At 58.1% G+C, this 18,473-nt stretch carries 18 protein-coding genes and 2 pseudogenes; 13 read left to right on the top strand and 7 right to left on the bottom strand.

The genetic code is table 11. The features are described from left to right. Window positions 1–30: 30 nt before the first annotated feature. Complete coding sequence (locus tag CFBP4996_RS20510) at window positions 31–1,122, bottom strand: ABC transporter ATP-binding protein (protein ID WP_080854007.1); 1,092 nt, start codon at window positions 1,120–1,122, stop codon at window positions 31–33. A 232-nt stretch (window positions 1,123–1,354) separates the two neighbouring features. Between CFBP4996_RS20510 and CFBP4996_RS20505 the strand changes: the two genes are divergently transcribed. The 10 genes from CFBP4996_RS20505 to CFBP4996_RS20460 all read left to right on the top strand — a co-directional run bounded on the left by CFBP4996_RS20505 (window position 1,355) and on the right by CFBP4996_RS20460 (window position 12,349). Further along, window positions 1,355–2,317, top strand: coding sequence for a LysR family transcriptional regulator (locus tag CFBP4996_RS20505; protein ID WP_080854008.1), 963 nt, complete (start codon window positions 1,355–1,357; stop codon window positions 2,315–2,317). A gap of 183 nt (window positions 2,318–2,500) precedes the next feature. Next, window positions 2,501–3,652: a transporter substrate-binding domain-containing protein gene (locus CFBP4996_RS20500; RefSeq protein ID WP_020812770.1), complete on the top strand. Its 1,152-nt coding sequence runs from the start codon at window positions 2,501–2,503 to the stop codon at window positions 3,650–3,652. A gap of 12 nt (window positions 3,653–3,664) precedes the next feature. Beyond that, window positions 3,665–4,273 carry an ANTAR domain-containing response regulator gene (locus CFBP4996_RS20495; protein WP_020812771.1) on the top strand — a complete coding sequence of 203 codons (609 nt, stop codon included), beginning with the start codon at window positions 3,665–3,667 and terminating at the stop codon, window positions 4,271–4,273. Between the two features lie 248 nt (window positions 4,274–4,521). Then, window positions 4,522–5,772 (top strand): transporter substrate-binding domain-containing protein, encoded by a 1,251-nt coding sequence (locus CFBP4996_RS20490; RefSeq protein ID WP_059755234.1) that lies wholly within the window; start codon window positions 4,522–4,524, stop codon window positions 5,770–5,772. Between the two features lie 150 nt (window positions 5,773–5,922). After that, window positions 5,923–6,816: an urea ABC transporter permease subunit UrtB gene (gene urtB / locus CFBP4996_RS20485; protein WP_080854009.1), complete on the top strand. Its 894-nt coding sequence runs from the start codon at window positions 5,923–5,925 to the stop codon at window positions 6,814–6,816. A gap of 1 nt (window position 6,817) precedes the next feature. Then, window positions 6,818–7,957: an urea ABC transporter permease subunit UrtC gene (gene urtC / locus CFBP4996_RS20480; protein ID WP_080854010.1), complete on the top strand. Its 1,140-nt coding sequence runs from the start codon at window positions 6,818–6,820 to the stop codon at window positions 7,955–7,957. Window position 7,958: 1 nt separating this feature from the next. Then, window positions 7,959–8,708: an urea ABC transporter ATP-binding protein UrtD gene (gene urtD, locus CFBP4996_RS20475; protein ID WP_080854011.1), complete on the top strand. Its 750-nt coding sequence runs from the start codon at window positions 7,959–7,961 to the stop codon at window positions 8,706–8,708. Further along, window positions 8,708–9,403 (top strand): urea ABC transporter ATP-binding subunit UrtE, encoded by a 696-nt coding sequence (gene urtE / locus CFBP4996_RS20470; protein ID WP_080854012.1) that lies wholly within the window; start codon window positions 8,708–8,710, stop codon window positions 9,401–9,403. The genes urtD and urtE overlap by 1 nt, the downstream gene beginning before the upstream one ends. 27 nt (window positions 9,404–9,430) lie before the next feature. Beyond that, a complete protein-coding gene (locus CFBP4996_RS20465) occupies window positions 9,431–11,182 on the top strand; it encodes a nitrilase-related carbon-nitrogen hydrolase (protein ID WP_162936053.1) in 1,752 nt (583 codons plus the stop codon). Between the two features lie 12 nt (window positions 11,183–11,194). Further along, window positions 11,195–12,349 (top strand): iron-containing alcohol dehydrogenase, encoded by a 1,155-nt coding sequence (locus CFBP4996_RS20460; protein WP_080854013.1) that lies wholly within the window; start codon window positions 11,195–11,197, stop codon window positions 12,347–12,349. A 109-nt stretch (window positions 12,350–12,458) separates the two neighbouring features. Here CFBP4996_RS20460 and CFBP4996_RS20455 read toward each other — a convergent pair whose 3' ends face one another. Beyond that, entirely contained in the window at window positions 12,459–13,163 is a 705-nt protein-coding gene (locus CFBP4996_RS20455) for an anti-sigma factor (RefSeq protein WP_020812779.1), read from the bottom strand. Further along, complete coding sequence (locus CFBP4996_RS20450) at window positions 13,160–13,711, bottom strand: sigma-70 family RNA polymerase sigma factor (RefSeq protein WP_170988585.1); 552 nt, start codon at window positions 13,709–13,711, stop codon at window positions 13,160–13,162. Before CFBP4996_RS20450 ends, CFBP4996_RS20455 begins: the two co-directional genes overlap by 4 nt. A 197-nt stretch (window positions 13,712–13,908) precedes the next feature. Between CFBP4996_RS20450 and CFBP4996_RS20445 the strand changes: the two genes are divergently transcribed. Beyond that, complete coding sequence (locus tag CFBP4996_RS20445; RefSeq protein ID WP_080854014.1) at window positions 13,909–14,697, top strand: DUF4394 domain-containing protein; 789 nt, start codon at window positions 13,909–13,911, stop codon at window positions 14,695–14,697. Window positions 14,698–14,781: 84 nt separating this feature from the next. Here the strand turns inward: CFBP4996_RS20445 and CFBP4996_RS20440 are convergent. The 4 genes and pseudogenes from CFBP4996_RS20440 to CFBP4996_RS29560 form a co-directional block, all read right to left on the bottom strand. Continuing rightward, window positions 14,782–14,930 (bottom strand): annotated as a pseudogene (locus CFBP4996_RS20440) (fasciclin domain-containing protein); the annotation flags it as partial. A 37-nt stretch (window positions 14,931–14,967) separates the two neighbouring features. Beyond that, entirely contained in the window at window positions 14,968–15,384 is a 417-nt protein-coding gene (locus CFBP4996_RS20435; protein ID WP_080854015.1) for a DoxX family protein, read from the bottom strand. Beyond that, on the bottom strand, window positions 15,368–16,372 hold the full coding sequence (locus CFBP4996_RS20430; RefSeq protein WP_080854016.1) for an alpha/beta fold hydrolase: 1,005 nt from the start codon (window positions 16,370–16,372) through the stop codon (window positions 15,368–15,370). Before CFBP4996_RS20430 ends, CFBP4996_RS20435 begins: the two co-directional genes overlap by 17 nt. A gap of 572 nt (window positions 16,373–16,944) precedes the next feature. Further along, window positions 16,945–17,157 (bottom strand): Wadjet anti-phage system protein JetD domain-containing protein, encoded by a 213-nt coding sequence (locus tag CFBP4996_RS29560; RefSeq protein WP_080854017.1) that lies wholly within the window; start codon window positions 17,155–17,157, stop codon window positions 16,945–16,947. A 44-nt stretch (window positions 17,158–17,201) separates the two neighbouring features. Between CFBP4996_RS29560 and CFBP4996_RS20425 the strand changes: the two are divergent. After that, window positions 17,202–17,405, top strand: a pseudogene (locus CFBP4996_RS20425) (N-acetyl-gamma-glutamyl-phosphate reductase); the annotation flags it as partial. 179 nt (window positions 17,406–17,584) lie between these two features. Then, on the top strand, window positions 17,585–18,424 hold the full coding sequence (locus CFBP4996_RS20420) for an alpha/beta hydrolase (RefSeq protein WP_162936054.1): 840 nt from the start codon (window positions 17,585–17,587) through the stop codon (window positions 18,422–18,424). Window positions 18,425–18,473 lie beyond the last annotated feature (49 nt).

Raw genomic sequence — 18,473 nt, 5'->3', positions numbered from 1 at the left:
ATCCTTGTTGACTGCATGGAATGGAATGTCTCAACCCGCTTCGGGAACGATCACCGTGTCTTCGGGGTGAAGTGAAAGCGCGATCGCCTCACCCGACGACTTCATGAGCGCGCGGCCGGCATGGTTGCTGGGAAGCCGAAAACTCAGATCGTCGCCGCTGTCCAGCCGCACGAAAACCCGAATGCTTTCGCCCTGATAAAGCGTATCCGTGACGGTGCCTGTCAGCCTGTTGCCGCCATCTGCTTGAGCGCCATCCACCACCACGAGTTTTTCCGAATGAACCACGAGATGCAGGTTTTCGCCTTCCGGCACGCGATGCGCCGTGTGCAGCAGCCGGTCTCCCAGCCGCACCGCCGTTTCGCTTTCGCGCCGAACCGCAAGCAGGGTCGCCTCGCCTATGAAACGGGCGACAAAGGCGTTGACGGGACGGTCATGCAGGCGCTCCGGCGTATCGACCTGCACCAGACGTCCCCTGTGCATGATCGCCACGCGGTCGCTCATCGTCAGCGCCTCGCGCTGATCATGCGTCACATAGACGATCGTGGCGCCGAGCCGCTTATGCAGCCGTTTGAGTTCGATCTGCATGGTCTCGCGCAGCTGCTTGTCGAGCGCCGAAAGCGGCTCGTCCATGAGAATGAGGCCCGGCTCGAAGATCATGGCGCGCGCCAGCGCCACGCGCTGACGTTGGCCGCCCGACAATTCGTGGATACGCCTGTTCTCATAGCCGGTGAGTTCGACCATCTCGAGCGCGGCCTTGAGTTTCGCCGGCCAGCTCGCCTTCGGTAGCCGCCGCGCCCTTAGCGGAAAGGTAATGTTTTCGCCTACACTCATATGCGGAAACAACGCGTAGTTCTGAAAGACGATACCGATATCCCGCTTATGCGGCGGCTCAAATGTAATATCCCGATCGCCTAACCAAATTGACCCCGATGTCGGCTGGACAAAGCCGCCGAGAATTCCCAGCAACGTGGTCTTGCCTGACCCCGAAGGCCCGAGAATGGAAACGAATTCGCCGGGAGCGACATCGAGATTGACATCGTCCAGCGCACGAAACGTTCCGTAGCACTTGACCGCCTCTTTGATGGAAACGCCTACCCGCTCTGTATTTGGCTGCTCAATCATATGATTCCACTAAAAAATCCCAGTACGTTCGGTGGTGCTCCGACGTATGGCAGCGCGTTTTTGCGGAACGAAGAGCAGGTTTTCAGCCTGTGACGCCCAGCGCCGGCCTGAAACCAATCTGTCGCGTTCCCCTCAATTCATGGAAGGTCTCTCGCCTTCGTTGACAGCAAAGAGACCAAACAAAAGGCGGATAAGCAATTGAAAAAAAATCTATGCGATGTTACAAAATGTAATGACATTCCTTCGCCGTTCCCTGCCCTCCATGAATGGCCTCTTTACTTTCGAGGCGGCTGCACGCTGCGGCAGTTTTTCGAGGGCAGCAGACGAATTGAACGTGACGCCGGCGGCTGTGAGCCGCATGATGTCCCGGCTGGAGGAACATCTTGATACGACATTGTTTCTTCGGCAGCCCGGTGGCGTGATGCTGACGGAACCCGGCCAGCTGCTGTTCGATGCGATCGCCAGAGGCTTCGCCGGAATAGAAAGCGCCCTGCGGGAAATCGAGGATCGCCGAACCGGTATCGAAACCGTGTCCCTTTCCGTCTCGACCGGCTTCACTACGCACTGGATGATGCCGAGAATGGCCGAATTCAAAAGGGAATTTCCCAATGTCGATCTTCGGTTTCAGCTCATGATGGGCGCCCTGTCGGGGCCGGTCAATGACGTCGATCTTGGGATGCGCTTCGTCGATGGACCGGACAGGCATCACGAGGCAGCTTTCGTCATGCCCGAAATCCTGCTGCCGATCTGCAGTCCGGGTTACAGGGAAAGCCATGCCATTGCCGGCAACGATATTGATCGCGTGCCGGATACGACCATCAATTTAAGCGATGCGCAGCCCAACTGGTCGACACTGTTCACACCGGCCAGCGGTAGCGACCCACAGAATTCGATGATCTTCTCCGATTACGCCATCGTCGTGCAGGCTGCTCTCCTGGGCCAGGGCGTGGCGCTTGGCTGGCTCAACGTCGTCGCCCATTGGCTACGGACGCGGACACTGGTTCCAGCAAGCGAACATTTGATGGTCACCGGCCGGCGCTGCCATCTTATCCGGCTGCGAACTAAACCCGCCCGACCAATCGTCACGCAGGTCAAGGAATGGATGATCCGTGAATTGAAGGCGGATGTCGATGCGGTGAGCGCGCTTTATCCATCCCTGAACATCGGCTGCGTGGGAAGCGATACCATCAACTAAAAACTGAAATTTTGAACACGCTCGAACCGAAATAGCCATAACGGCCCGTCGTTCCGCTATTGTCACCAGATAAAGAAACTGACATCATTGACTGGCAGGCTCAAAATGAGCCGCTGATATTCCATGAGCAGGGTAGCTCTCGACCGGAAACGGGCGGGGGCTTTTTTTATTTTTTGGTGGGCGATGATGCATTCAGAAAGCTGGCGGGTCGGTGTGCTGTTCTCCGAAACGGGCGTGACCGGAGCCGTGGAAACAACCCAGAGAGCTGCTACCTTGCTGGCGATCGATGAAATTAACGCAGCCGGTGGCGTGCTCGGCCGAGAGATAGAGCCGGTGGCCTACGATCCGCAATCAACTCCCAGTCTCTATAAGGAGCTCGCGGTCAAACTTTGCGACGAAGATCGGGTCCGTGTCGTTTTCGGCTGCCACATGTCGAGCACCCGCAAAGCCGCTCTTCCCGTCATTGAGGCCCGTGATGCTTTGCTGTTTTACCCGACTTTATACGAGGGGTTCGAATACTCCCGGCATTGCATCTACACAGGTGCAGCTCCCAATCAGAACTCCGTCCAATTGGTCGATTTCCTTACCAAGCACTATGGAAAGCGGGTTTTTCTTGTGGGGTCGAATTACGTCTATCCTTACGAATCGAACCGGACGATCAGCGACCTTTTTCTTCAGGTGGGGGGACAGGTCCTGGACGAGATATATGTTCCGCTGAACCTCAAAGACGAGGACGTCGCCAAGATCATCCGACACATTCGCGCAGCGCAGCCGGACGTTATTTATTCAACGATCGTTGGCAACGGTATCATTCCTTTCTACACGGCGTTCAAGGAAGCGGGCTTCAACGCACAGAAGATGCCGATCGCCAGTCAATCGACAAGCGAGGCCGACGTGATACGCATGCGCCCGGAGGTGGCGGAAGGGCACATAACCGCTGCTCCCTTTTTCGCTTCTCTCGACACTCCCCGCGCCCGCGCCTTCGTTTCGGCGTATCAACAACGGTACGGCCAGCAGATGCTGCCAACTGCGCCAGCCGAAGCGGCTTATTTTCAGGTATATCTCTATGCGGCGGCTTTAAAGCTTGCCGGCGGCGACGGGCTTGAGCAGCTTCTGCCGGCACTCTATGAGGTCGAATACGATGCTCCACAGGGCGCGGTGAAGATAGACCGGCTGACAAACCACACGCATCTGTGGCCAAGAGTGGCAAAGGTGAATGCGCAGGGCGGCTACGATATTGTCTATGATCCGTCACTGCGGGTGGCGCCCGATCCGTTCATGCGCGAATATCGACCGGATCTGACGCAAACTTTCCCGCATCGCGTCCGGGTCTGAGAAGGAGCGACGATGTCATTCGCCCTTCTCAGAGATTTGCGGGATCTCAAGGTCCTGGTTATTCATCCCCGGACATCGGAGGGAGAGTTCCTCGTCGATCACCTGCGCCGTATCGGCTGCACGGTCAGTTGCCTCTGGCCGGTGCCTGCCGAATTGCCGCATGGCACAGACGTCGTCTTTCTTGCCATGGAAGACGAGGCGCGACCGGAAATCGAACGTCTGCTGAAGTGTTTTCCAAACCCCGCTCCGACCATGCTTGCCATCGTCGGTTACGAAAATCCCTCGACGTTGCAGATCGTTCTGGAAAGCGGCGCGCTCGCCATTGTCGAGAGGCCGATCAAGCCGTTCGGTCTGCTGACCAATCTCGCCATCGCCCGCAGCCTGTGGCTGGAGCGCCAAAAGCTCGTGAAAGAAGCGCGCAAATATAAACGCAAGGTATTGGGAGACCAGAAGCTCGCCCGCGCCAAGGCGATTTTGATGGCCAATCTCGGCACCAGCGAAAACGAGGCGTACCGCGAAATGCGGGAGCAGGCGATGGCCCGGCGCGTACCGATCGATGAAATCGCCAATTCGATTATCAATGCCGAACAGCTCTTGCGCCGCCCCCAAAAACATGATTAGTTTTTCATGTGTTTCAAAGGAACACCTCCGGCACATCCCTTCCTTTTGCGAAGCCATGTGCCGCTGTTGCACGCGGCGAGGCCGTGATGCTGTGATGGCAAAGGTGCCCGCAGGCTGTGACAGGCCTAGCGGGTTTTTTGTTGTCTGCTGACAGTGTCGTCAGCCTTCCAACATTTTGTCGGCATGAAAGCCTGGCTGTTGAACCGGGCAGTGCCACTGCGTGCGCCAATCAAAAAAGGGGAACCAAGATGGTGTTCAACAGACGTGAATTTCTGAAAACCGCAGCCACCGCTTCTGCCGCACTCACGCTGCCGGCGCTGGGCGGCCGGGCCTTTGCAGCCGACGCAATCAAGGTCGGTGCGCTCTACTCCCAGACGGGTGGGCTTTCCGTCGCCGAAAAACTTCTCGCCAACGGTGTCATGATGGCCGTGGCAGAGATCAATGCGGCCGGCGGCGTTCTCGGCCGTCCGGTCGAAGTTGTCGTTGAAGACGGAGCCTCCGATCCGAAGATCTTCAGCGAGAAAGCTTCGAAGCTGATCCTCAAGGACAAGATTTCAACCGTATTCGGCTGCCACACATCCGCCAGCCGCAAGGCCGTGCTGCCGATCTTCGAACGGCGCGGCGCGATGCTGTTCTATCAGACGCATTATGAAGGCTTCGAGTGCTCGCGCAACGTCGTCTATTCCGGCGCCGTTCCGAACCAGCAGCTCTCCAACTACATTCCCTGGATCGTCGAGAAACTGGGCAAGAAGAAGTTCTTCATCGTCGGCTCGAACTACGTCTATCCGCGCGAGATGGCCAAGGTTTCCAAAAAACTGATCGAGGCAGCCGGCGCGGAATGGGTGGCGGACGAATATCTGGAACTCGGCCACTCGGAATGGGCCGTGATGGTCAGCAAGATCAAGGAATCGGGCGCGGACGTGGTTCTTTCCAACGTGGTCGGCGATTCGATCATCGCCTTTTACCGCGAATTCAAGAACCAGGGCCTTTCGCAGGACGTTATCCCAATCTGCGCGACAGTAACTTCCGAAATCGAGATCGCGGCCATGGGGGCTGAATACGCGGCAGGCAGCTACACCTCTTTCCCATATTTCATGTCGATTGAAACGCCGGCGAACAAAAGCTTCATCGACCGTTTCAGAACCTTCGTCAACGATCCCAAGGCCGTGACATACCATTCGCTGGAGGCCGCCTATTTTCAGGTGTTTCTGTGGAAGCAGGCAGTTGAGAAGTCCGGTGATCTGTCAGCCGACGCGATCCGGGCCGGCATTCGCGGCCAGACCTATGACGCGCCCGGCGGCAAGGTGACGACCGACCCCGACAACCTGCATTGCTGGCTGACGCCACGCATCGGACAGTGGCAGCCGGACGGCCAGAGCAAGGTGGTCAACGCCTATCCGGCACCGATCAAGCCGCTTCCCTATTCGGCTTATGGCGAAACGGAGAGCAACCTGTTCTGCACCGTCAAGGGTCTCGACGCAGCAAAACTCAAGGGCTGACCCATCCTCCGCGTTGTCCCGCCAGCCATGCCTGGCGGGACCATGTCTCGGCAAGGCGGATCTGCGCTTTCTTCTGCGCGACGCCAATCCGCTTTCGGATTGGCAAGAAGCAGGAAAACCCGACCCGCCCTTCTCACGAACGGTGGCTTCATGCTCGACATTCTTTTTATCGGCCTCAGTCTCGGCTCTATCCTTCTCCTGGTGGCGCTCGGTCTCGCCATAACCTACGGCGCCATGGGCGTCATCAACATGGCCCATGGCGAGATGGTCATGATCGGCGCCTATGTCGCCGTCCTCTCCGGCATATGGCTCAAGACAAGCCTGCTGCTCGCGATACCGCTGGCGTTCATCGTGACCGCGTTGCTCGGCCTGATGATCGAACGGCTGGTCGTGCGGCGACTTTATGGTCGTTTGCTGGATACGCTTCTCGCTACCTGGGGCATCGCCATCCTTCTGCAGCAGGCCGTGAGGCTCGAATTCGGCCTTTCCTTTTTCGGCATTCATATCGAAGGCCTTGGAGCCGGCCTGCAAAACGTCGGCGTGCCTTCGTATCTGCAGGGTACATTCAGCCTGGCGGGCGCGGAGATCAATGCTTACCGCGCTTTCATCATCGCGGTTACCGCCGCGCTGACGCTGGTGACATGGTTCATTCTCTATCGCACGACGGCAGGCATGCAGGTTCGCGCGATCATCCGCAATCCGAAAATGGCCGCAGCCTGCGGTATCGACGTGAAACGCGTCAACGCCATGACTTTCGCCTTCGGGTCCGGTCTTGCGGGCGTCGCCGGCGTCATGATGTCCGGTTTTAAGACCGTTTTCCCGGACATGGGCACGACGATGGTCGTTGACGGCTTCATGGTCGTGGTCACGGGCGGCGTCGGCAGCCTGTTCGGCACCATCCTGTCTTCGGGGTTATTGGGGGAGGTCAATGCGCTGGTGGCCATCGGCACGAACGACATTCTGGCGCGCGCGGTTGTTTTCGGCGTCGTCATCCTCGTCATTCTCGTCAAGCCCAGCGGGCTGTTTTCGTTCAAGGGGCGCTGACATGAGTATCCAACGAAAATTCCAGATCGCCGCTTACGTCATTTTCATAGCATTACTTTTTGCGGCGCCCGTTTTCGGTGACGAATTCTGGCTGAACCGTATTTCAAAATATCTTGTCTACGGCATGCTGGGCGTCGCCATCGCGCTGACATGGGGATATGCCGGCATTCTCAACCTTGGCCAGGGACTGTTTTTCGGTCTCGGCGCCTACATGCTCGCCATGTCTCTTAAACTGTCGAGCCTGACCAGTCTGCAACAGGGCTCCGACAAGCCCGTTCCTGATTTCATGCTCTGGAACGCCGAACCCGGTGCACCCACGGAACTGTGCTGTATCAACAAGGGCTCTTTCCTCTGGCTTCCGTTTCAAAGCCAGTCTGTCGGTCTCGTATTCGGCCTCGTGCTTCCCGTGGCGATCGCCGGCGCGCTCGGCATGCTGGTTTTCCGCAAGCGTATTTCCGGCGTATTCGTTTCGATCATCACTCTGGCGCTTGTTCTGCTCGTACGTCTCGTCGTGGTCGATGCTCAACCGGTGACAAACGGTTTTAACGGCCTGACAGATATTGGCTGGCTGACGATTGGCGGCATAGAGTTCGATCCCTACAGCAGGGCGACCTATTATCTGTGCGCCATATGCCTGTCGCTGTCACTCATCGCCGCCCGTCTTGTCGTGGAAACCCGCGCGGGCATGATCCTGCAAGCGATCCGTGACGATCATGTTCGCGCCCGATATCTCGGTTTCGACGTCTCGCTCTACCAGGTGTTCTTCTTCGCTCTTTCGGCAGGCATCGCCGGCGTTGCCGGCATGCTCTACGTCGTCGTCGCCGAGTTCGCCTCTCCGACCTTCATGGATTTGTCTTTCTCGGTGACGATGGTCGTCTGGGCGGCCGTCGGCGGCCGTTCCTCCCTGCTCGGCGCCTGCATCGGCGCGATCCTGATCAACATGATCGAAGCTCAGGTCAGCGAGACCGAAGCCCTTGTCGAAGCATGGAAAGCAATCATCGGTCTCATCTTTGTGCTCGTCGTCCTGTTCATGCCGCGCGGTCTCGGCGGCGTCGCGCATGATGTGCTGCGACAGCTTATCCGCAGGCTCAAACCGGGTGCGGCGTCTTCATCATTGCAACAACAGAGCGAGGCATCGTGATATGAGTGCAATCGCATTGACCCTCGACGGTCTCGGTGTCGATTTCGGCGGGTTCAGAGCTGTAAACAATGTCAGCATCACCGTCTGCGATGGTGAGTTGCGTGTGTTGCTTGGCGCGAACGGCGCCGGCAAGACGACCCTGATGGATCTGGTCAGCGGCAAGACGCGCAGTACGCAGGGCAAGGTCTTCGTCTACGATACCGACATCACAAACTGGCCCGAACATAAGATCGCACGCGCCGGAATCGGCAGAAAATTCCAGATTCCCAGCATTTTTCGCGATCTCACCGTGCGGCAGAATCTGGAGGTGGCCAATTGCCGCAATCCATCGGTGCTTGCAAATCTCCGTTTCGGATTTTCGCGGGTGGAAGCAAGGCGCGTCGATGACGTGCTTGCTCTCACAGCGCTTGAAACGGAACAGCAGACGACAGCCGCCTATCTCAGTCATGGCCAGACGCAATGGCTGGAACTGGGCATGCTCATCGTGCAGGACCCGAAGGTGGTTTTGCTGGATGAACCAACAGCGGGAATGACCCAGGCCGAAACCCACAAGACGGCGCAGATCATCAACAATCTCAAGGGCCGACATACGATCCTCGTCGTCGAACACGATATGGGGTTCGTGCGTGAAATCGCCGAACGCATCACTGTCCTTCATCTGGGAGAGGTTCTGGCCGAAGGAAGCGTCGGGGATATAGAGCGCAATCCGAAAGTCCGGGAAGCCTATCTCGGCTCGAAAGGAATATCCTGATGCTGACATTGAAAGACGTGCACAGCTATTACGGCCGCAGCCACATCTTGCACGGCATCACCCTCGATGTACCGGCCGGCAAGGTGACGAGCATCCTCGGCCGGAACGGCACCGGCAAGACGACCCTTTTGAAAACCCTGATGGCGCTGACCGACCGGGTGACGGGTGAAATACATCTGCAGGGAAAAGATATCGCCACCGCCCCGACGCATATGAGAGCACGGGCGGGGATCGCCTATGTCCCCCAGGGCAGGGAGATCATTCCCGATTTTACCATCCGCGAAAACATCCTGATGGGCGCTTTTGCGCGTGCCGATCGCAAACGCGAAATTCCAGCGCTGGTGCCCGAACTTTTTCCGTATCTGATGGCCAATCTCGATCGACCGGGTGGCGTGCTTTCAGGCGGCCAGCAACAGCAACTCGCCATCGCACGTGCGCTGGCCGCAGATCCGAAAGTGCTGCTTCTCGATGAGCCAAACGAAGGTATTCAGCCCTCCATCGTCGAGGAGATCGAAAAGATCATTATACGGCTCAATCGCGAGATCGGCATGACGATCATTCTCGTTGAGCAAAACGTCGCATTTGCACGGCACGCATCTCACCAGTTCGCCATGCTGGAGAAGGGAACCGTGGTCGCGGCGGGCGCCATCGACACGCTCTCCGATGCACTTGTTCATCGGCATATGGCTGTCTGAAACGGACTGAAATCCTTGGTAAAGAAAATGGGGACCATCATGACATCGACACAGAGCTACACCGCTGCCGCCATCCAGTTCGAGCCGACCATGTTCGAAAAGGCGCGCAATATCGCGCGGCTGGCCGCCCTTTGCGAGGAAGCGGCAGAAGCAGGTGCGCGCCTGATCGTCACGCCGGAAATGGGCACGACAGGTTATTGCTGGTTTGACAGGGCCGAAGTAAAGCCTTTCGTGGAAGCCATTCCCGGACCGACAACCGATGTTTTTCAGGCCATTGCCAGCAGACACCGCTGCTATATCGTCATCGGCATGCCGGAAGTCGAACCGGCGAGCGATCTCTATTACAACACCGCCGTTCTGATCGGTCCCGATGGCGTTATCGGTCGGCATCGCAAGTCGCATCCCTATATCGCCGAGCCCAAATGGGCCGCCAATGGCGATATCGTCCATGAGGTCTTCGAAACGGAGATCGGCCGGATTTCGATGCTGGTCTGCATGGATTTGCACTTCTTCGAGACGGCACGGCTGGAGGCTCTGGCCGGTGCGGACATCATCTGCCACATCTCCAACTGGCTGCAGGAACGCGCGCCGGCGCCCTACTGGATCAACCGTGCCTTCGAAAACGCATGCTATCTCATCGAAAGCAACCGGTGGGGGCTGGAGAGAACCGTGCAGTTTTCCGGGGGAAGCTGCCTGATCGAGCCCGACGGAACGGTTGCCGCATCCATCGATACAGGCGACGGAATTGCCTATGGCAAGGTCGATCTTGCCCGCGCACGCCGTCGCGAAGTCTTGAGCGAACCGGTCTTCAAATCGCGCCGGCCCGAGCTTTACATGAACATGATGACCAACAGCTTCACCTGGAATCCGGGCGACTACTTCCGCCTCTATGGCTATCAGCCCATCCCGCGCGGGCGCAAATCGCGCGCGGCCGTTGCCCAGTTCGCCCCCTCCTCCGTGATCGCAGACGACATCGCCCGCATCACCGCACTGGCCACAGAAGCAAAGGCGACGACAGCGCCGGACATTCTGGTTTTCCCGGAACTGTCGCTGACCGGGCTTGAGGCTCCCCACACCCGGGCGGAACCGCTTTCAGGCCCAACGGTCTCCGCCTTCGTGCGCCTGGCAATGAAGCTCGGCTTCTATCTCGTCGCCGGATTTGCCGAGGCGGACGGAGACAAAGTCTATAACACAGCAGTGCTCGCCGGTCCCGAGGGGCTGGTGGGCAGCTATCGCAAGACGCATCTCGGTATGGCCGATAGCTGGGCGACGGCCGGCGACGAATGGAAAATATACGATCTTGCCATCGGCCGAGTGGGCCTGGCGATTGGCCACGACGCGCTATATCCGGAAGCCATTCGTTCGCTCTCGCTTATGGGGTGCGATCTGGTGGCCTGCCCTTCAGCTATTGCCGGTACCTTCACCGGCAGCCACGGGGGAACAAAAATCCCGCATAACTATCCCATCCCGAAGGGAGCAGACCCCTTTCATTGGCACGCTCTGCGGGTTCGCGGCGGCGAGAACAACGTCTATTTCGCCTTCGCCAATGTACTTGATGAGCCACGGGGATATCTGGGCAAGAGTGCCGTGTTCGGGCCGGACTCCTTTGCCTTTCCGCGTCAGGAATCGGTGATACTGGACGAGGAAGGGATTGCCGGTGCGACCGTCAACACCACCAATCTCGATACGCCCTATCCAACGAACATCGTCCGGCGAAAAGACCTTGTTGTCATGCGTCAGCCGCATCATTATCAGCCTCTCGTCAAATGGCATCAGTAAAAGGTCGGCAGGATGTCCGCATTCACATTCGCAACCGTCCCGCAGATCATTGCGGGACCGGGCTGTATCGCAAAGCTTTCGGAGCTGAGGAGCATGCTCGGTCCGCGCGTTCTGGTGATTTCGGACGATGGGGTCGTCAAGGCAGGGCTCGTTCAGCCGGCGCTTGCCAGTCTTACAGAAGCCGGCGCCGAAACATCGATCTTCACCGGCGTTGTCGCTGATCCACCGGAAGCCATCATCCATACGGCTGCGGCACAGGCGGTGACGTTTGGCGCAACCGGTGTGCTGGGCATCGGCGGCGGCTCGTCGCTCGATGTCGCAAAGCTTGTGGCGCTTATTGCCAAAAGCGGCGAAGCGCTCGACACTATCTACGGCGTTGGCAAGGTGACGGGGGAGCGTCTGCCGCTGGCGCTCGTGCCGACAACGGCCGGTACCGGATCGGAAGTCACACCGATTTCGATCATCACCACGGGCGAACACCAGAAAAAGGGCGTAGTATCACCCGTACTTCTGCCAGACGTGGCGCTTCTCGACGCGAACCTGACCATCGGACTTCCTCCCGCCGTGACCGCGGCGACGGGAATTGACGCAATGGTCCACACCATCGAGGCATTCACGTCCGCCAGTGCAAACAACAATCCCGTTTCCCGTGCCCTTGCCAAAGAAGCCCTGCGGCTTCTCGGAGCGAATATCGCGATCGCCGTCGAGGATGGAACCGACCTTGCCGCCAGACAGTCGATGCTGCTGGGTGCAATGTTGGCGGGGCAGGCCTTTGCTAATTCGCCTGTCGCCGCCGTTCATGCTCTCGCCTATCCGATCGGAGGCCGCTACGGCGTTCCCCACGGTCTTTCCAACAGTCTGGTACTGCCGCACGTCTTGCGCTTCAACGCGACGGTGTGTGGTGATGCCTACGCGGAACTGGCACCGTGTCTCTTTCCTCACCTTGAGCCTGCTGATCAGAACGGACGGCTTTCCGGTTTCATCGACGGACTAACGATGCTGCCAGTGCGCCTTAATCTTCCCGTGAGGCTGAGGCATGTCGGAATTCCAAAGGAGGGAATTCCTCTGCTCGCGGAAAGTGCGATGGAGCAAACCCGCCTGCTGGTCAACAACCCGCGTACCATGTCGCTATCGGATGCCGCCAGTATCTACGAGGTTGCCTGGTAAGCATGCCAGTACACACGTCACATGAGTTATAGCCATCCTTTCTATAACTCACATCATCAAAATATTAAGCTACCATACAGGCACCAAACGGAGATATCTGGCGCGATTGTTATCGCAGCAACTTCGCGAGGCCCTTAGCGAGGATCGGTCCAGTCGGACGCCCGGTTGGAGATCCGCCAGCGTCTTCCAGGGTGATCTCGTAGAGCTGGTCCCCCCTTGGTGTTGGCAATTCCGGAACAGCCAGATGCGCCGAGCGCGCACCGTCGATCAGGCCAAGCGATACGGGCCCTGTGTCTTTGGACGGCAGGGTCCAAACCTGGATCGTCTTGTCCCCGGGGATGTTGAAATCGGCCAGTATACGGATCGTCGCCTGCGCGTTGCCGAAATCCTCGACGACGGCCTGCACCTCCCCAGCATCATTGATTAGAACCGCAACGACTAGCGGCTCCACCGTCCGGGTCAGGCTGTAAGCGAGACCGATCGCGAGCAAAAAGGCGGCGGCGACGGCCGAGATCGCGGCCATTCGCCAACCGTTCCTGCGGTTATCATTGGCATTTGAGATCAGAGGCATAACGCCGGTATGATCCTGGAGCGGCAAGGCCGCTTCGATGCGCTGCCAAAGCTGCTCGGTGACGGTAGCAGGTGCCACGCTCATGTCGAGTGGCAGAAAGCGCTCGCGGCTGGCAGCAATTGCGGCACGCAGTTCAGCATCGCTTTCCATGACAACCTCAAGCTCCGCAGCATCCGTGGCCTCTATCAGGCCCAGGACATATTCATCGGCAATAGCAGGGATATCCTTGCGATCGTAGATCATGCCATGCACTCCCGGAGAGCTGCAAGGCCACGCCTGATCCAGGATTTGGTCGTACCGAGCGGAATGCGCAGCCTCCCGGCGATCTCGCCATGCGAGTAGCCGCCGATATAGGCCATAAGAATGCCGCTCCGCTTGCGCTCATCGAGACCGCCGAGGCAAGCGTAGAGCCGGGAATTGCGGTCCAGCCTGTGCCACGCCGCCATGACCTCATCCGCCTGCTCGCTTTCGCGCAGGGCCTCCACCTCCTCGACTGTATGCTCGCGTTTTCCGTCCCGCAGGAGATTAAGTGCCCGGTTGCGGACGATGGCATAGATCCAGCCTCGGGCGGAGCCGTGATCGGCCCTGTACTGATGCGCATGGGTCCAGATCCGGATGAAGGCGTCCTGCACCACCTCTTCGGCAAGCTCACGACGCCGGACAATGCGCTCGGCGACCGCGATCAGGCGTTCCGCCTCCCGATCAAAGATCAGACGCAGGGCGTTGCGATCACCCTTGGCGCAGGCAGCGAGTGCCGTATCGAGATCGTCCGGCGTAGAGTCCATCAGCATCAATACCTTCTCCCAACACCGACGAAGAAGACTGTCGGCTTTGAAAGCTATACCCGCTGGATCGACGAATGGATGCAAGTCGAAATTATTTTTTCGCAGGCTGCATCCAAACGGCATGGCTGGCGTGTCTTCAGTTCAGGAAGCGTCGAGAGCCGAGCGCTACACGACCTCCGAACGGTTCAACACGGGAGAAAGACATGAAGATCATTCGTTTCGCACTGATTGCCTCCGCTGCTTCCATCGCAGTGGCATCGACCGCATTCGCGGCCCCCGTCCTCGGCCTGACCGGCGACAGGACGCTCGTCATCTTCGATACGGAGAAACCGGCGGTGACGAAAAAGATGGACGTGACTGGCGTCGACAAGCTTGTCGGCATCGACTTCCGCCCCGGCAACAAGACGGTGATCGGCATCACCCCGGATCATCGCATCGTCTCGATCAATCTCGAAACAGGCGTCGCCACCGATGTTGCCAAGATGGACAAGATGCTGACCATGACGCAAGCCCCTGTCGTGGTCGACTTCAACCCTATGGCCGATCGGCTGCGCTTCATGACCGGAACGACCAACCATCGCGTCCACCCGGATACTGGCGCTGTAACGGTTGACGGTGTGCTTGCCTTCGAGGAGGGCGACATGCACAAGGGCGAGACCCCGAACATCGTCGCTGCTGCCTATACCAACTCCGTCGGCAAGCCTGAAAAGACCGCCATGTATAATATCGATGCCACGATCGGCGCGCTGATCCAGCAGACCAAGCCGAATGACGGCACGCTGAAAGCAATCGGCAAGCTCGGCCTCAAAGATAAGCCTGCGACCTATGCCTTTGATATTCAGGGCATGGCGGACGGCAAGAACGTGGCCTATCTCGCCGCATCCAAGACGCTCTACACGGTTAACCTCGCAACCGGCGCGGCAACCGAAGTCGGCCCGATCACAGGGCTCGACAACGAAGTGCGAGACATCGCCGTTCTGCCGAACATGTAATTCGGCAGACGTTCAACGATGAAACTGAAACGGCCGGCCCTCAAGTGTCGCCGGCCTTTCTGATGATGGAATGGCCCCGGACCACATCTTGCGCAGAAGAACCTTGTCGATGACATAAATGACGCCGTTGGATTGTTTGACGTCGGCGATCGTCACGTGCGCAACACACCCATTTCGTCGGTGAGCGTGATCGTGCCCATGCTTTCCCTGGCCTTCAGAAGGCATCCGCCGACGATGAAACTTTGCGAATTTCGTCAGACGATATCAAAGTTATTTTTCGCCACGCCTGAATGGCCAGACGACGATGTTTCCCGCGAAGAGCGCCAACCACACCAGGTAAGGCTGCAAAGGCAATCGGATGAGATGGTAGGACCATTGCCATGGCGAAACAGTCGCTGCACCAAGGCTGTCGATGGCATGCTTGATATTGGCCGGGAATACGCAGATTGCATAGAGTGCCAGGCCAATGCCGGCGGCTTTCCGCAGCCGTGGCACCAGAAGTCCGACCGCACCGGCAATCTCACACAGACCGGTCAGGAAAATAACGGCCTCCGGCTCAGGAACCCAGGCAGGCGTGATACCGAGGAAAGGTTTGGGCAGGACGAGATGCAGAATGCCCGCGAGACCATAGACGCCGGATAGTCCCCACTGGCAGCGCCGCTGCCAGACATCAATCCTTGCCGTCACGTGCTATCCTCTGCTCGACATCCCTTTTTACGGCGTTGAGGTCCGACTTGCGGCCCGCAACCGTCTCGATCGCCGCGATTGCCAGATCGCTGGCGACGAAATCCGACTTGTGCCCGAGATTGTGCACGACGATCAGACGAGCACCACGAATATCGCGGGCGAGATGACGGGAGTGGACCTCAGGGGAGACGATACTATCAGTATCACCAGTGATGATGACCGTAGGCACTTTGATTTTGTGGTAATTCACCGAAGCCGCTCTGGCCCAATCGCTCAAAGCCGCAACCTCTCTCGCGTTGTGCCGAAATGCGAGCGGCCGCAACGCTTGCAGGGCACGTGTCTTGTCGATGTAGTCGGCGGGAACCGGGTTCGGAGCAAAGACGCCTTTCGTGGCATTATCGATCGCCATAAGCCCGATAGGTGGCACGATAAGAGTGCTGAATAGAGTGCCTGTGATCGGGGCGCTGGCGGCCTCGTAGTACCAGGCGATCCCGCTATTCCATGGGTAGACCGCCGGAGACAGGAAGACGAGGCCTAAGACCATATCCGGATGGCGAACGGCGAAGGACGCGGCAATTGCTCCCCCGAAGGAGTGACCGACAATAATAGCGCGGTTTATGCCTCGCTTCTGCATGAGGGCGGCAATGGAGTCGGCTTGACCGTCGGGCAAAATGTTCTGCTCACCACCGACGTCGGAATTGCCGTGACCCGGGCGATCGACGAACAACAGCTTGGCCCGTTCCTGGAGCTTTTTCCGAAACGAGAACATCGGATCGTAAAGGCTGGCGCTGGCGCCATGAATAAAGACGATTGGTGGCAAGTCTGGCTTCCGACCATTCTCGACCAGGACGCTATTGAGCTTGAATCCACCGACATCGGTACGGACTTGATCGTCCCGCTTTGGCGCAGCAACCGCTTTAGAAGCAATCAACGCGAAGCAGCCGATCATCAGAAACACGGCGGTCAAGCAAAGAGTTCGATCCGGCATATCCTAGAGCTGCCCCGCGGTGCCACTGGCATAGATCGGGCCTGTCGGAAGGCCCGTCGGCATCAAAACGAAGGCATTGTATCCCGCCATTACGTGCCGAATAATGTCGGCCTGCCTTCCGCGAAACGCATCGTAGCCATAGACGGTCTTGAGGATATGCAAAGGATCAGTGGTCACGGCGGTTTTTTGTCCGAAGTGGAATGATTGTGCATCATCACGGTTTTGCGGTTCATGGCAATGCCGAAGATGGAGTTGGTCGTGGCGTAGGTAGCGCGATTGATTTTGTGAGCAACCACAGCGAATGCAAAAAGGGCTCCGAGTTTCCTCGGAGCCCTTTGACAGTCTTGAAGATTTTGGTTGCGGGGGGCTGAGCAAACAGAGACTGGTAAATTCAGGGCCATCGCCAATCTACGAATCGTCTATCCCTCCCTCACAACAGTTCTTCAAGAAAAAGAGCGCACCAAGGGATGGCGTTCGCCATAGTTGATGTCGCCAAGAATATTACGGCCGGACCTGCCGTGAAGTTGCAAGGGGACTTTTGGGATCAAATTCCTCCTGTTCGTGTACGAGACCTACCTGCTCAATAAACGAAGCAAGCTCTGCGATCGCGCTCTCCGCCATGTCGCTGACAAAGCGATTTGCCGAAGAAGATCTACATTCATCATATGCGGCTGCAAGCTTACTCCGATCCATTCAAGATGTTGCTCAATGTAGCGAAAGATGCACACCCCGCCCCCATCCATGTCTCCCCAATGGTAGGCCGGCGCACCTGCCTGCCTTGCCATATTTACTATCGTGTACAACACGGGTCGCGACGGGAAACCGCCACAAGCCGCCACAGACCAAATGGGCTACCGGATCGAACCTCGCATTCGTCAGCTATGCGGCCGACCCGGAGCGCAACTTGGTAATCGCGATGGGCGTGGTCGACAATCTCGGCAAAGGCGCGGCAGGCCAGGCGGTGCAGAATGCGAACCTGATCTGCGGCCTGCCAGAAACCGCGGGATTGGACGGCGCACCTGTTTGGCCTTGACGAAGGCGGGCGGCGGCGACAGGGTTTGCCGACAAGACAATTATTGCGATGAACTGGCCCAGTATCATAACCCACTGATATCTGATAGTTTTCGGCGAGAATCTATGTCAGTTCGGCTACAGGCTGCCGGATGACCTCATAATGAGCCGCCGGTTGAAGATCACATGATGGAAAAGCGAATGAGCGAATGGCAACCGGTAGAACTTCCGGCTGCGCGGACTTTCGAAATTCAGTCCCGGCGTACCGGTGAAAACTACAGGATATTGATCCGACTTCCTCCCGGACCACCCCCCAAAGCAGGTTATCCTGCGCTGTGGATGCTGGATGGAGACGCCAGCTTTCCGCTCATTTTCAGCCAGCCCGCACACGGGCTTTTTCAGGTGCCGGCGGCGAGCAGCGCGGGGCTGACGATCGCGATAGGTTTTCCCGGCGGCTCGCCTTTCGATGCACCTGCCCGTGCACGCAACTACACGCCGCGGCCGGATCGCGAGACCGGCGACATGGTATCGGTCGATTTCGGTGGCTCGGAGGATTTCCTTCATTTCATTGCCGAGGAACTCCGTGCGAGCCTGTCCGAACTCTACCCCCTTGATCCCACAAGACAAACATTGTTCGGTTTTTCTTATGGCGGCCTTTTTGCCGTCCATACACTGCTTTCCTGTCCGAAATATTTCCAGCGCTACTGGGCAGCAAGCCCGTCACTGTGGTTCAGTGATTTCATGATGATGCGCCAGATGCGGGGTAACGCGGTGACCGGTTCAGCCGAGCGTTTGGTCATTACTGTCGGTAAGGACGAACAATACGCTGAGCATGCATTGCCGGCAGGACGGCAGGAGCACCTTTCGCGGCGGGCGATGGTGGACAATGCAGTGGAAGCGGCCGGACTTATCGCGCGCGCCAATCCAGACCTGCGGGTCGATCTGACCGTTGCGGCCGACCATGACCATCTTGACATGCTCATGCATGGCGCCAGGCGCGTACGGGCGATGGCCTTCGACGAACTGGAACCATGTGACTGACAAGCCGACTGAAATGCCAGCGACCCGAAGCAGATGCTCCGGGTCGCGT

Source organism: Agrobacterium leguminum (assembly GCF_005144435.2).
Taxonomy (GTDB): Bacteria; Pseudomonadota; Alphaproteobacteria; order Rhizobiales; family Rhizobiaceae; genus Agrobacterium; species Agrobacterium leguminum.
This window is presented reverse-complemented; position numbering and strand designations above follow the sequence as displayed.